Source organism: Leminorella richardii (assembly GCF_900478135.1).
In the GTDB taxonomy this organism is placed as follows: domain Bacteria; phylum Pseudomonadota; class Gammaproteobacteria; order Enterobacterales; family Enterobacteriaceae; genus Leminorella; species Leminorella richardii.
The window spans coordinates 3,637,316-3,651,940 of the sequence record NZ_LS483470.1 but is presented as its reverse complement, the minus strand read 5'-3'; the positions used below and the strand labels follow the sequence as shown (position 1 = coordinate 3,651,940).

The following is a 14,625-nucleotide window of genomic DNA, read 5'->3' as shown; positions in this document are numbered from 1 at the left end:
ACAGAGATTAAGTGAAATCGTCAGCAAGCCTATTTAGCAGGTTCTCGACGCTTCACCTTCCCCCCCGTCAGCCGATATAGTAACGCCATTAACCCTTAACGGACCGCCGCCATGAATAGCCAAAGCTCGTCCTTGTTCAGCCAACTGCCCTCAGTCGACCGCCTGCTCAACGAGCCAGAAATGGAGCGGCTGATTAGCGAATACGGCCAGCAGCTGGTGGTTGACGCGCTGCGCTACCTTCAGGAGCAGGCGCGTGATGAAATTCGCCATCGCGAAAGGCTGCCCGGCTGGGTTCAGGACTGGGCGTGGGCTGAAGAAGCGCGCGCCTATTTGGCGCAAAAGCAGAAGCCGGGTTTGGTGCCGGTGTTTAACCTCAGCGGCACCGTGCTGCATACCAACCTTGGGCGGGCGCTGCTGGCGGAAGAGGCCATCGACGAAGTGGCGAACGCCATGCGTCAGGCGGTGACGCTGGAATACGATCTGGACGGCGCGGGCGCGGCCACCGCGACAGCGTGATTTCCGATTTATTGAGCGAGCTGACCGGCGCCGAGGCGGCCTGCATCGTCAACAACAACGCGGCGGCGGTGATGCTGATGCTGGCGACAGTCGCCGCCGAGCGCGAAGTGGTTGTTTCCCGCGGCGAGCTGGTGGAGATCGGCGGCGCGTTTCGCGTGCCGGACGTCATGCGCCAGGCGGGCTGTCGGCTGGTAGAAGTAGGCACTACCAACCGAACTCACCTGCGCGACTATCGCGAAGCGGTCAATGAGCAAACAGGCCTGCTGATGAAGGTGCACACCAGCAACTACCACATTGAAGGCTTTACCGCCTCGGTCGGCGAAGAGGATCTGGTCGCGCTGGGGCGCGAGCTTAATATTCCAGTGGCGACGGATCTCGGCAGCGGTTCGCTGATTGATTTGCAAGAGTACGGCCTTCCCGCAGAGCCAATGCCGCAGAACCTGATCGCTGCAGGAGTAGATCTGGTGACCTTCTCCGGCGACAAGCTGCTGGGCGGCCCGCAGGCTGGCATTATTCTCGGCTCGCGCGAGTGGATTGATAAAATCCAGAAGCACCCGCTCAAGCGGGCGCTGCGTGCCGGTAAGCTGACGTTGGCGGCGCTGGAGGCGACGCTGCGCCTGTATCAGCAGCCCGATCGCCTTGCCTATTCGCTGCCGACCCTGCGCCTGCTGACCCGCGACGCCGATGAAATGAAAACCATGGCCGCTCAGCTGCTGTCGCCGCTGCGTCAGTACTACGGTGAGCGGTTTTTCGTCAGCGCTGAGCCTTGCCTGTCGCAAATCGGCAGCGGCTCGCTGCCTGTCGACCGGCTGCCAAGCTATGCCCTGACGTTCGCCCCGAAGGACGGCAGAGGAAGGACGCTGGAAGCGCTGGCGGAAGGCTGGCGTGCGCTGCCGGTGCCGGTGATTGGCCGCCTGCAAGAGGGCAAGCTCTGGCTGGATTTACGCTGCTTAGAAGATGAAGAAGCCCTGTTGGAGGTGCTGGCGCTATGATTATTGCCACCGCTGGGCACGTCGACCACGGTAAATCCACGCTGCTACAGGCGCTGACCGGCGCGGGCAGCACTGACCGCCTGCCGGAAGAGAAGCGGCGGGGGATGACTATCGATCTGGGCTATGCTTACCTGCCTTTGTCAGAAGACCGAGTGCTGGGCTTTATCGACGTGCCGGGGCACGAGAAGTTTCTGGCCAATATGCTGGCGGGGGTTGCCGGCGTGCAGCACGCGCTGCTGGTGGTGGCCTGCGACGACGGCATCATGGCGCAGACTCGTGAGCATTTGGCAATTCTGCGCCTGCTGGCGATCCCCTCTATCACCGTTGCGTTGACCAAGGCCGACAGGGTTGCTCCTGAGCGGGTGGCCGAGGTCAAGGCGCAGGTCGACGACGAGCTGAGCGCGCAGGGCTGGCAGGGGTGCCCGATATTTATCACCTCGGCACAGCAGGGGGTTGGCGTCGATGAACTGCGCGAGCACCTGCTGGCGCTGTGTCAGGCCGAAGGGGAAGAGGCATCTCTGACTTCCCACCGCTTCCGCCTAGCTATCGACCGAGTCTTTACCCTTAAGGGCAGCGGGCTGGTGGTAACCGGTACCGCATTCAGCGGTCAGGTCAGCGTTGGCGATACGCTCTGGCTTACCGGGGCAGATAAGCCGGTACGAGTGAGAAGCATGCATGCGCAAAACCGTAACGTTGAGCAAGCACAGGCCGGGGAGCGCATCGCCCTGAACATTACCGGCGACTTGGGCAAACAGGACGTCAGCCGCGGAGACTGGCTGCTTGCGCAGGAGCCGCCCGCGTCGTCCGATCGCGTGCTGGCGCTGTTGCACAGCGATAAGCCCGTTCGCCACTGGCAGCCGGTGCACCTGCACCACGCGGTTAGCCACATTACTGGGCGCGTTTCCCTATTGCAGGACGAACCCGCTATCGCCGGCAGTAATCGGCTGGTGGAGCTGGTGCTGGACGAGCCTCTGCTGCTGGCGGAAAACGATCGACTGATCGTGCGCGACGTCAGCGCGCGGGAGACACTGGCGGGTGCCCGCGTCCTGCTGCTAAACCCGCCCCGGCGCGGCAAGCGACAGCCCGCCTATTTGGCCGCGCTTGACGCCTTGAGTCAGGCGACGGATGACGACGCGGTTTTACGCCAGCGCCTTTTGGAAGGCAGCCTGTCGGTTGGTGAATTCGCATGGGCGCGTCAGCTGACTCAGGAAGGCATTAGTGCGCTATTGGCTCACGCTGGCTGTAAAACGGTCGGCGATGCGGCGCTGTCGCAGGATAACGTCGAGCGCTTCCAGCAGCGGCTGACAGAAGCGCTAAAAGCGTTTCACGAACAGCACCTCGACCAAATCGGCGTCGGCCGCGCGCGCCTTAAGCGCATGGCGCTGCCCGCCGAGCCCGAGGGGCTGGCGTTCTCCTTAATCGATGACCTGCTGGCAACCGGAAAGATTAACAACAGCCGAGGCTGGCTCCACCTGCCGGAATTTCGGCTGGCCTTTACGCTGGAAGAGCAGAATGTGTGGCAGCGACTGGAAGAGCAGTTTGGCGACGAGCCCTGCTGGGTGAGGGATCTGGCTAACGGGCAGGGAATGGATGAGCAAGCCGCCCGCGCGGTGCTGCGCAAGGCGGCGCAGCTAGGTTTTGTCACCGCCATCGTGCGCGATCGCTACTACCTGAGCTCGCGGGTGCGTCAGTTCGCCGATCTTATCCGCGAAATGCACGACGTTAATGGCAGCACCAGCGCCGCCGACTTTCGCGACCGGCTAGGCGTTGGTCGCAAGCTGGCGATCCAGGTGCTGGAGTTCTTCGACCGCAGCGGATTTACTCGCCGTAGGGGCAACGATCATATTTTGCGGGATAAGGGATTGTTTTCAGATTGATGCTGTAAAAAAAGAGGCTGTGACAGCGGCCTATGAAATTGATGACAAAGGCCTTAAATAAAATCTACGAGGTTGAACGGCGGGAGAGCGTTCCGTGGGGGTCGACTTGGCGTAAGCCAACGAAGTGCCCGTAGGGACGGTAGGCCCGCCGCCCTCCCAAAGCTAATACAAGCGCTCTTCCGACCGAGCATAATGGTTATATAGGCACAGCGTATTTTCGGTCGGAATATCCACGGAAGCCTATTTTATCGGTTTGTCAGTAAGTTGCGCGGTCGCCTCATTCTCCTCACTCTGCACTTTCCCTTTAACAATCCGACTTTCCACTGCAAACGGGTCAATACCACGCTTCTGCATGCGGTAGAAGCGGATGATGTTAAAGCCGTTCATCACCAGAAAGCTCGATTCAATCAGCGTACCGCCGATGGAGTGGACCCAGACGTTGTGGATCACCCAGCAGGCGGTGGAGCACCACATCAGGCTGCGCATTTTTAGGCCGCTGGTGCGAAACATCGCCCAGGTGCTGACCATAGCGCCCATCACGGGTAAGAACTCAATGGGGTGTTTGACGCGAGTCGCCGCGAATAGCAGCGGCAGAATAATAAACAGCACCATGATCCAAACGTTGCGCCACCAGATGGACACGACGGTTCGGATTGCGCTGAGCAGCACGCTCATGCCCGCCGCGTTGGCGCCAAGCATAAAAAAGTGCACGCACATGATGGTTGAGTAACCGGCGAGCTGGAATTTGAATCTGCGTTCGTTGCGGTTAAAGAACATAGTGATGCCCACAAGAAAGGCAATACCGCCTATAATTTGGGCAATCCAGAACAGCGTCATTGGGAACGTTCCTGCAAAAATAGCGTTGTTTTTTCTATCGGTCGTGAAGCCTGTGAGGTGAATCGCTTCACGGGCTGTGCATTGAAGGTATGCTTGTCAGGTCATGGCGTTTGCGAAATCAGCCGTCAATTAGTGTGAAATCTATCACAAATTGAAGCGTTTCGCCTGCGGCATAGGCTCATAGTATGAAATATAGTCATATATCGGGAAAACCTCACCTTTAGCGGGGTTTATCGTTAGGTTACCGGTATTTTTAAAATAAAAATAAGAGCAGGACAGAACATCTTTTCTTTTTACAATGTGTTGCGCCGCGCCGCTTTTGACGGGGACGGGAGCGCTGGAAGCAGGAATCGCCTTCATGAATATGACTCGGCCTTCAATGCCGCTAAATGAGGATCTCCGCGTCTTTTTAACGGTGGTCCGCAAGCAGAACTTCGCTCGCGCCGCGGTGGAACTCGGCGTGTCTCCCGCCTATATCAGCAAGCGGATGAACATTCTCGAAAGCTCCCTTAACGTCCGACTGTTTCACCGCACCACCCGCAGCATTGTGCTGACGGAAGAGGGGGAAAAAGCCCGCCTTTGGGCGCAGCGGATCCTCAACGATCTGGACGACTTTATCAGCGACGTGACTCAGGCGCGGCGTGAGCCGCAGGGAACCCTGCGCATTGTCTGCTCCTTCGGCTTTGGTCGTCATCACGTGGCGCCCGCCGTATCCCAGCTTGCCAAACGCTATCCGAAACTGGCGATTCAGGTCGTCACCTCCGATCGGGCAACGGATTTGATCGCTGAGGGGTTTGATCTGGAAATCCGCGTCGGCAGCGATCTGCCCAACCAGTACCTTGCCAGAAAGCTGATGAGCAATGCGCGGGTGCTGTGCGCGTCAAAAGAGTATTTGGAACAGCGCGGCGTGCCCCAGTCTCTGGACGACTTGGCTTCTCACGACTGTTTAGCGCTGCGCGAGCGCGACACGCCGTTTGGCAGCTGGCGGCTTGTTCGGCAGAACGACGAGCGGGAATATATCGCTCGTATCGACGGACGAATCTCCTCTAACAGCGGCGCCATGGTGCTGCGCTGGGGGCTGGACGGGCACGGGATCTTTTTACGTTCGATGTGGGACGTGAAGCACTATTTTGACGAGGGCAGACTGGTGCAAGTGCTGCCAGAATATTCCCAACCGGCAGACATCTGGGCCGTTTACCCTCGCCGCCTGTCTGACTCGGCCAAGCTGAAGGTGTGCGTTGAGTTTCTGGGAAACTACTTTTCCGCGCTGTAGACGATGCGCATCTTGCATCAATAAAAAACCCCGCCCGCGTCGGGGGACGGCAGGCGGGGCGAGTCGGTCTTGCTACTAGCGCGGTATGACTACCCACGGGTGGTTTTGACGATAGTCCGCTTCAAAGTCGCGGATCTCCTGCTGGTATTCCATCGTGACGCCGATAGCGTCCAGCCCTTTTATCAGCGCTTCCTGATTGCGCCCGTCAATATCAAAAGGAACCGTTTCTCCGCCTTTGAGCAAAATGGCTTTTCCCGGCAGATCGATAGTGATTTCGTTTCTTTCCGGATCCTGCGCCGCAGCGGCAACGCGAGCGACAGCTTCTGGCGTCAGGCGGATAAGCAGGATGCCGTTACGCTGGCAGTTGTCGCCAAAGATGCCTGCAAACGAGGTACCGATAAGCGCGCGGATGCCGGTCTGCTGTAAACCCCAAACGGCGTGTTCGCGGCTGGAGCCGCAGCCGAAGTTGGGGCCGACCACCATAAAGGCGCTGCCTTTCCACTGCGGGCGGTTAAGAATAAAGTCCGGATTGGGCGTACCGTCGGCGTTCAGCCTCAGGTCAAAGAACAGGCCGCGATCCAGATTTTTACGGTCGATCCCCTTAAGAAACTGCTTAGGCATAATAACGTCGGTGTCGACGTTCGGATCCATCATCGGCGCGACTTTGCCGGTAACTTGTGTAAAGGTCTGCATGATTATTCTCCTTGACCGCTGACTGAACGGACATCGACCAGATGGCCCGCGATGGCGGCGGCGGCGACCATAGCTGGGCTCATCAGATGGGTTCTTGAACCGGCGCCCTGACGACCGGCAAAGTTGCGGTTGGTGCTGGAGGCGCAGCGGTCGCCCGGCTGCAGGACGTCTTCGTTCATCGCCAGGCACATGGAACAGCCGGACTGACGCCACTCAAAGCCCGCGTCGATAAATATTTGCGCCAGACCTTCCCGCTCGGCCTGCTGGCGAACCAGCGTCGAGCCTGGAATAATCATGCCCCGCACGTGGGCGGCGATCTTTTTCCCCTTCAGCACGCTTGCCGCCTGACGCAGATCCTCGATGCGGCCGTTGGTACAGGAGCCGATAAAGGCGTGAGAAATCGGGATGCTGGAGAAAAGGGTACCCGGTTTCAGTTCCATATAGGCCAGCGCCTTTTCGTCGGCAACGCGTTTCTGCGCATTGGGTTCATTTTTCGGATCTGGGATCGCACCGCCGATGCCGCCCGCCTGATCGGGGCTGATGCCCAAGTGACCATCGGCTCAAGGCGAGTACAGTCAAGCACCACTTCCCGATCGAACTGCGCGCCCGGATCGGTTTTCAGCGTACGCCAGCTGCTAACGGCCTGTTCCCACAGCGCGCCTTTCGGAGAGCGGGGCTTGTCTTTCAGGTATTCAAAGACCTTTTCATCCGGCGCCATAAACGCGCCGCGAGCGCCTGCTTCAACGGCCATATTACAGATGGTCATGCGCCCTTCGACGCTGATCTCGTCGATGGCCGGGCCGGTAAACTCAATGGCGTAGCCGGTTGCGCCGTCAGCGCCGATGTGTTCGACCAGATGCATGATGATGTCTTTTGCCGTCACCCAAGGGCCTAGACTGCCGTTAACCGTCACCCGCATGGTTTTCAGGCGTTTGTACACCAGCGTTTGGGTGGCGAGGAAGTGTTCGATTTCTGAGGTGCCGATGCCGAAGCCGAAAGCGCCCAGCGCGCCGTAGGTGGTGGTGTGGCTGTCGCCGGCGGCAATGACCATGCCCGGCAGGATAAAGCCCTGCTCAGGGGCGACAACGTGCTCGATGCCCTGGCGTTCGTCCAGCACGTCAAACAGCTCGATATCAAAGTCGCGGCTGTTCTCTCTGAAGTAGTCCACCTGCAGCTGGCCGCCGGGGTCAGTCATTTTGTCGTCGCGCACCGGGCGGGTGGGGTTAACGTGGTCTACGTTAAGCAGCACGCTTTCCGGCCGCCAGGCGCTGCGGTGCTTTTCCCTCAGGCCGCTGAAGGCCTGCGGACTGGTGTATTCATTGAGTACCGTGCGGTCGATGTACAGCAGCACGTTGCCCTGCGCGTCTAGCTCGCGGACGGTGTGGGTGTCAATCAGCTTGCGGTAAAGAGTTTTTGCTGACGTCATGGTAAGAATTCTCCCGAAAGTTTAAACGCTAACCGATGAAAGAAAGGGTACGACTTTGCCAAGCAGCAGATCCGGAGCCTCTTCTGCAATATAGTGGCCGCACGGCAGCGCCTCGCCCTGTAGGTGAGTGGCTACTTTTTTCCACTCCGTAATGGGATCAAAGCACTGCTCGATAGCGCCGTTTTTACCCCACAGCACCATCAGTGGGCAGTCCACAGGGTTGCTGCGCTCGATGTCCTGTGCGTCGTGCTCGAGGTCAATACCGGCGCTGGCGCGGTAGTCTTCACAGATGCCGTAGGCGGTGCCGGGCAGCCCTAAGCAGCGTTCATATTCAGCCAGCGCCTCTTCGGTAAACGGCGCCATTCCCGCGCTGCGCACGCCCATGACGCTGCGCAGATAGAGTGCGGGATCGTGCTCAATAAGGATTTCAGGGAACGGCGTTGGCCGTATCAACATAAACCAGTGCCAGTAGGCGCGAGCGAAGGCCTCGTTGGTTTGCCGATACATAGCGAGGGTAGGGGCGATGTCCAGCAGCACCATTTTTTGCACGGCATCCGCGTGATCCAGCGCCAGCCTGTGGGCTACGCGGGCGCCGCGATCGTGCGCCAGCACGGAAAAGCGTGAATGCCCCAACTGCACCATCAGCTCATACATGTCCTGCGCCATGATGCGCTTGGAATAGGCGCTTTGACCCTCCGGAGAGCGGGGCTTGTCGCTGTCGCCGTAGCCGCGCAGGTCAGCGATAACCAGCGTAAAGCGCTTGGCCAGCTCCGGCACAACTTTATGCCACATCATATGGTTTTGCGGATGGCCGTGGAGCATCAGCAGCGCTGGCCCTTGGCCGACAGTGCGAAAACAGATATCTATCTGGTTCACGCGACGCATTTGTTTTTCGAGTGTCGCTAACATGGTGAGGTTCCTCCCGCAGTTTTAACGATTAACCCTCATTGTAGGAGGGTCAATTGGATTAACAATATGGCCAAGCGTGAAGCTATTGAACACGAGGCGTGTTCAATGAGAGGAGGCAAAAGGATGAAGAGGAGTAAAAAAGTTAGTAGATACTAACTTGAATAAGCTGAACGGTGAAATAGGCGAGTGGGTAACTGATTAGTAGCGATATTTTCCGGACAGGATGAAAAATACCGCTATGGAAAAGCAACGATCGGGAAAACAGTTTGTGAGTGAGCGCTTACAGGAGTGCGCGATGAGATGAGTTTATCAGCCTACTTTTTCCTCCCTTGAACCGCCTTAAAGCGGGGATTTGACTTACAGATAACGAAAACTCTTCCGTGACGACGGACGATCTTACAGTCCGGATGGCGCTGCTTGGCCGAACGCAGCGAACTAAGAACCTTCATGGCGATTCCTTTGTGATGTTATAATATAACAATTATGAAAAAGGGAAGGCGAAAAGTCAATCCAGAAAGGATAAAAAAGAAAAGGCCCCAAAGCGGAGCCTTTAGAAGCGGGTAAAGCGAAGACTAGCTGGACTGCTTCAGGCAGCTCGCCATAAAGGTTTTACGCTCGTCGCCCTTAGCGCCTTTGTCCGCAGCCTGCTTGTTGCAGTCGGCCATTTTTTGCTGCTGCGGAGTCAGCGCCTTCTCGCTCTCGGCGGGTTTGGCTTTCAGGCAGTTGCTCATAAAGGCCTTACGCTCGTCGCCCTTTAGGCTCTTATCGCCGGCCTGCTTGTTGCAGTCGGCCATTTTCTGCTGCTGCGGGGTCAGCGCCTTTTCGGCAGCGGCGGGTTTGGCCTTCAGGCAGTCGCTCATATAGGCCTTACGCTCATCACCCTTCAGGGCCTTGTCCGTCGCCTCTTTGTTACAAACGGTCATTTTATTCTGCTGCGCGGTTTGCGCTTCGGCGGCGTTGGCCGTTCCGGCAAAGGCGCACAGCCCTAAAACCAGCGAAAGTACGGAAAGTAAACGCATAGCGATTCCTTAGTGAAAAAGTGGAGTTGAAAACGCTATAAGCATAGCCGCTGTGGGGATAAACGTGTAGTTCGCGAAGAGAGCGCTTACTCACAGAGTTTGTTTGAGTAGCCCGGCGTATGGACGCCGGGCGGGTTAAGGCCGGTTAACACAGAGGAAGCAGCTGCTGGTAAAGCCTGCGAAACGTCTCGCGCTTTTCCCTGTACCCTGCATGAAGAGTGGCATTTGGCTCGTGGCGCTGCTCCAGCGGCAGCGGTGGGCAAAACTCTGCCAGCGGCACGCCGGGATTAACGGCAATCTGCGCCAGCCGCGCCGCGCCCAGCGCCGGGCCGACGTCGCCGCCGGTGCGGTACTCCAGCGCCTGCCCGCTGACGTCCGCCAGCATCTGCCGCCAGTAGGGGCTGCGCGCGCCGCCGCCGATCAGCGTGACGCTTTCAGGCCTAAGGCCAGTGGCGTGCAGCACGTCCATGCCGTCCGCCAGCGCGAAGCTGACGCCCTCCAGCACAGCGCGGCCTAAGTCGGCGGAGCCGTGCTCGTGGGTCAGCCCCCAGAAAGCGCCTTTGGCGTTCGGGTTATTGTGCGGCGTGCGCTCGCCGGAAAGGTAGGGCAGGAACCACACCGGCGTGGCGGCAGGCTTACTCTGCTCTACCTGCGTCAGCAATTCCGGTACGCTGGCGGTGTTGGTCAGCCGACAGGCCCAGTCGAGGCAGGAGGCGGCGCTCAGCATCACCGACATCAGGTGCCAGGCGTTCGGCAGGGCGTGGCAGAAACTGTGAACCGCGCTTTCCGGGTTGCTTAGGAATCCGTCGCTGACGGCAAAATAGACGCCGGACGTGCCGAGGGACAGCATCGCCTGCCCTGATTTATACAGCCCGACGCCGACCGCGCCCGCCGCGTTGTCCCCACCGCCGCCGGCAACCGGCACTTGGCCGATGCCCCAGCGCTCGGCGATGTCGCTTCTGACCGTGCCCGTGACCTGTGAACCTTCAAACAGCGTCGGCATATGCGAGCGGTTGAGTTCGCAGGCGGCCAGCAGTTCGTCACTCCAGTCTCGTTGGCCGACATCCATCCACATCGTGCCCGCCGCGTCGGACATGTCGCTGGCGAACTCGCCGGTGATGAGCAGGCGCAGATAGTCCTTCGGCAGCAGAACCTTGTCGACGGCGCGGAAGATCTCCGGTTCGTGCTCCGCCACCCACTTCAGCTTAGGCGCGGTAAAGCCGGGCATCATCAAGTTACCGGTGATTTGCCGAGAGTTGGGAACCCGGCGTTCCAGCGCTTCACACTGCGCGGCACAGCGCCCGTCGTTCCAGAGAATGGCGGGGCGAAGCGGCTCTCCCCGCTTGTCCAGCAGCGTAGCGCCGTGCATCTGCCCGCTTAGCCCTAGCGCTTTGACTCCTTTAAGGCCGCGCTGCGCGCCCAGCGCCAGCATCGCCTGGTCAGTGGCCTGCCACCAGTCCTGAGGATTTTGTTCAGACCACAGGGGATGAGGACGCGAAACCGACAGCGCCTCCGTATGAGTAGCCACCACCCGCTGCTGCTCGTCGAGCAGAATAACCTTTACGCCGGAGGTGCCGAGATCGATACCGATGTACATAGTGGGTCCTTCAGAATATTATTTTTTAAATTAGCTCTGGTGTATATTCCGGCCGTAAATACTCTGTGCCTATATTGTCGCTGTGCTCGGCCGGAAGGGCGCCTCTTTTTAGCCTGAAGAGCGTCGGGCCTAGCCTTCCTACGGGCAGTTATGAAGCCCTTCGGGCTTCACCCTAAAGGGCCAGCGCAAGCGCTGTTCAAACCGGCTTTGCCGGTTTGTCGTTGGCTTACGCCAAGTCGACCCCCACGGACAACGCCTTTAGGCGTTGAACAACACGAAGTGTTGGCCCGAAGGGCGAGCGGAGCGAGTAGCGCTCTCCCTCCGTTTAGCTTCTCTAATTTATTCAAAAAGAAAAATAATTACTTTGAACGGCGGGCGTAGCCCGCCGTATACCTGAACTTAATATGGTCTGTTTCCCGGCCGAGCACCATGGTGATATAGGCACAGCGTATTTACGGCCGGAATATACACAACAGCTCATTTAACCCATTAAAAAAGGGGACTCTTTCGAGTCCCCAACCAACCTAACCAAAAATATAACGATTCACCAGATTCTCAAGCAGCTCCTGCTGGCCGCTCGGGTGCTGCGGGTTAATCTGGCCGCTTTCGGCATATTTAGCCAGCGACTCCAGCGAGCTTTCACCAGCCAGAATTTGCTGACCGAGCTTGCCGTTCCAGCCTGCGTAGCGTTCAGCGATTTTCTGATCCAGCGCGCCGTCTTCCACCATCTTGGCGGCGATTTTCAGCGACAGCGCCATAACGTCCATCGCGCCGATGTGGCCGTAGAATAGGTCGTACTTGTCAACGCTCTGGCGGCGCACTTTGGCGTCATAGTTCAGGCCGCCGGTGGTGAAGCCGCCCGCCTTGATGATTTCGTACATGATCAGCGCGTTTTCTTCCACGCTGTTCGGGAACTGGTCGGTGTCCCAGCCGAGCTGCGCGTCGCCGCGGTTGGCGTCGACGGAGCCGAAAATACCCAGCGCGATGGCGGAGGCGATTTCGTGGTGGAAGCTGTGGCCGGCGAGGGTGGCGTGGTTAGCCTCGATGTTGACCTTCACCTCTTTTTCCAGACCGAACTGCTTGAGGAAGCCGTACACGGTAGCGACGTCGTAGTCGTACTGGTGCTTGGTCGGCTCCTGCGGCTTGGGTTCGATCAGCAGGGTGCCGTTAAAGCCGATCTTGTGCTTGTGCTCGACCACCATCTGCATAAAGCGGCCCAACTGCTCGCGCTCCTGACGCAGGTCGGTGTTGAGCAGGGTTTCGTAGCCTTCTCGGCCTCCCCACAGCACGTAGTTTTCACCGCCGAGGGTTTGAGTGGCCTTCATGGCGCTGACCACCTGGGTTGCCGCGTAGGCAAAGACGTCCGGATTCGGGTTGGTGGCCGCGCCCGCCGCGTAGCGCGGGTTGGTGAAGCAGTTGGCGGTGCCCCACAGCAGGCGCACGCCGCTCTCTTGCTGCTTTTTCGCCAGCACGTCGGTCATGACGGTCAGATTGTTCAAATACTCTTTTACCGAGCCGCCTTCAGGAGACACGTCGATGTCGTGGAAGCAGTAGAACGGCACGTTCAGCTTGCCGAAAAACTCAAACGCCACGTCGGCCTTGGCCTTGGCGCGCTCCAGCGCGTCGCCGTTGCTCTGCCAGGGGCGATTGAACGACCCGGTGCCGAACATGTCGGCGCCGTTCCAGCAGAACGTGTGCCAGTAGCAGGCCGCAAAGCGCAGGTGGTCTTCCATTCTCTTACCCAGAATCAGCTCGTCCGGGTTGTAGTGACGAAAGGCCAGAGGATTTTTGCTGGCAGTGCCTTCATAGCGGACCTTGTCTAACTTGTCGAAGTACTGGGTCATAACGGTTTCCTTTCAGCAATAGAGTGATGCCGGGTTTATTTGTGAAATAGGGCGTTTTTCAGAAAGGGCGTAGGCTAAAAATATTTTCTTTAGCGTTACCTTTCCCATCGGGCTATTTTCCTGCTGCTGAAAATAGGGTTTTCAACGCTTTTTTCACGATGGATATTTATATTGAAAAGAATCATAAAGAGTAAATTTCTGCGAGGTTATTCCCAGATTTGAATTGTGGGTTATGAAATTTAGCTACTGTGATCGACTTCACAATAGGTGCCTGATTATTCTTTCTTTTCACAGGGTTGTTTTTATTTATTGGTATGATTTATACGTCTTTTTTATTTTTATCGACGTTGGCCTTTTTTCATTTTTTATATGCAAAATATGACTCTTCTCAAAAAAATGAAAATAAACCAAAAAACGTAATACGGTGGTAAGAATCTGTAATTGATACGGTGGGAATAACTGATAACACTATGGTTGTGATTATTTATCCTTTATCCGCTGCGCGCGTTGCAAATGAATAGGCGACGGGCGTAAAGACTGAAATAGCTTTACCAAAATAGGATGTAAACAAATGAGACTAAAGCATGTATTACTTGCCGTTTGTGCATCACTGGCGCTATCAGGACATATGGCTAACGCCAAAGACGTAAAAATCGGCATGGCGATTGATGACCTGCGCCTGGAGCGCTGGCAGAAAGACCGCGACATCTTCGTTGCTAAAGCGGAATCGCTGGGCGCCAAGGTGTTTGTGCAGTCCGCCAACGGCAACGAAGAAACCCAGATGTCGCAGATTGAGAACATGATCAACCGCGGCGTCGACGTGCTGGTGATCATTCCCTACAACGGTCAGGTGCTGAGCAACGTGATTGCGGAAGCCAAGCGCGAAGGCATCAAGGTGCTGGCCTACGACCGGCTGATTAACGACGCCGATATCGATTTCTACATCTCGTTTAACAACGAAAAAGTGGGTGAGCTACAGGCCAAGAGCCTGGTAGACCGCGTGCCGCAGGGCAACTACTTCCTGATGGGCGGCTCGCCGGTGGACAACAACGCCAAGCTGTTCCGTCAGGGGCAGATGAACGTGCTTAATCCGCTGATTAAAGAAGGCAAAATCAAGATCGTCGGCGACCAGTGGGTTGACGCCTGGCTGCCGGAGAACGCGCTGAAAATCATGGAAAACGCCCTGACGGCCAACAACAACAAGATCGACGCCGTGGTTGCCTCTAACGACGCCACCGCAGGCGGCGCGGTACAGGCGCTGGTCGCTCAGGGGCTGGCGGGGCAAAGTCGCCATCTCCGGGCAGGACGCAGACCTTGCGGGCATCAAGCGCATCGTGGCGGGCACTCAGACCATGACGGTCTACAAGCCCATCAAGCTGCTGGCGAATGAAGCGGCGGAAATCGCCGTCGATTTGGGCAACGGTAAAGCGCCCAAGTCCAACGCCACCCTGAACAACGGCAAGAAAGACGTGCCTGCCTACCTGCTGACCCCGGTTGAAGTCGAGAAGTCCAACATCGACGCCACCGTGGTGGCCGACGGCTTCCACAGCAAAGAGAGTATCTATAACTAACGGACGCGCCGGGCGCTGTTTCTCGCGCCCGGATCTCATGGACGACGGTAGGCAATACGCGGCTTACCGTC

Annotated in this window: 9 protein-coding genes and 3 pseudogenes; 4 read left to right on the top strand and 8 right to left on the bottom strand. The window is 57.7% G+C overall.

All coding sequences use genetic code 11. The annotated features are described in order from the left end of the window. Positions 1-111: 111 nt before the first annotated feature. Positions 112-1,508, top strand: a pseudogene (selA, locus tag DQM29_RS16560) (L-seryl-tRNA(Sec) selenium transferase). Continuing rightward, the gene (gene selB / locus DQM29_RS16555) at positions 1,505-3,385 is read left to right on the top strand and encodes a selenocysteine-specific translation elongation factor (RefSeq protein ID WP_111741694.1); all 1,881 of its coding nucleotides are present in this window, start codon (positions 1,505-1,507) and stop codon (positions 3,383-3,385) included. Before selA ends, selB begins: the two are co-directional and overlap by 4 nt. Positions 3,386-3,625: 240 nt before the next feature. On the opposite strand, the gene DQM29_RS16550 is transcribed toward selB, so the two are convergent. Next, a complete protein-coding gene (locus DQM29_RS16550; RefSeq protein ID WP_111741693.1) occupies positions 3,626-4,222 on the bottom strand; it encodes a YgjV family protein in 597 nt (198 codons plus the stop codon). A gap of 358 nt (positions 4,223-4,580) precedes the next feature. On the opposite strand from DQM29_RS16550, the gene DQM29_RS16540 reads away from it, so the two are divergent. Beyond that, positions 4,581-5,495, top strand: coding sequence for a LysR substrate-binding domain-containing protein (locus tag DQM29_RS16540; RefSeq protein ID WP_111741691.1), 915 nt, complete (start codon positions 4,581-4,583; stop codon positions 5,493-5,495). A gap of 75 nt (positions 5,496-5,570) precedes the next feature. Here the strand turns inward: DQM29_RS16540 and leuD are convergent, their stop codons facing one another. From leuD to xylA, 7 genes and pseudogenes are all read right to left on the bottom strand, one after another. Next, entirely contained in the window at positions 5,571-6,188 is a 618-nt protein-coding gene (gene leuD / locus DQM29_RS16535) for a 3-isopropylmalate dehydratase small subunit (RefSeq protein ID WP_111741690.1), read from the bottom strand. Positions 6,189-6,190: 2 nt separating this feature from the next. Further along, positions 6,191-7,614: pseudogene (leuC, locus tag DQM29_RS16530) on the bottom strand (3-isopropylmalate dehydratase large subunit). A gap of 21 nt (positions 7,615-7,635) precedes the next feature. Next, positions 7,636-8,523, bottom strand: a complete 888-nt coding sequence (locus tag DQM29_RS16525) for an alpha/beta fold hydrolase (protein ID WP_111741689.1) — start codon at positions 8,521-8,523, stop codon at positions 7,636-7,638. Positions 8,524-8,837: 314 nt separating this feature from the next. Next, the gene (gene ykgO, locus DQM29_RS16520) at positions 8,838-8,972 is read right to left on the bottom strand and encodes a type B 50S ribosomal protein L36 (RefSeq protein ID WP_111741688.1); all 135 of its coding nucleotides are present in this window, start codon (positions 8,970-8,972) and stop codon (positions 8,838-8,840) included. A gap of 123 nt (positions 8,973-9,095) precedes the next feature. Continuing rightward, positions 9,096-9,383 (bottom strand): PsiF family protein, encoded by a 288-nt coding sequence (locus DQM29_RS18800; protein ID WP_415270892.1) that lies wholly within the window; start codon positions 9,381-9,383, stop codon positions 9,096-9,098. Between the two features lie 304 nt (positions 9,384-9,687). Next, positions 9,688-11,139, bottom strand: coding sequence for a xylulokinase (xylB, locus tag DQM29_RS16510; RefSeq protein WP_111741686.1), 1,452 nt, complete (start codon positions 11,137-11,139; stop codon positions 9,688-9,690). A 524-nt stretch (positions 11,140-11,663) separates the two neighbouring features. Then, on the bottom strand, positions 11,664-12,983 hold the full coding sequence (gene xylA / locus DQM29_RS16505; protein ID WP_111741685.1) for a xylose isomerase: 1,320 nt from the start codon (positions 12,981-12,983) through the stop codon (positions 11,664-11,666). A 571-nt stretch (positions 12,984-13,554) separates the two neighbouring features. Between xylA and xylF the strand changes: the two are divergent. Continuing rightward, a pseudogene (gene xylF, locus DQM29_RS16500) lies at positions 13,555-14,554 on the top strand (D-xylose ABC transporter substrate-binding protein). The last annotated feature ends 71 nt before the right edge of the window (positions 14,555-14,625 follow it).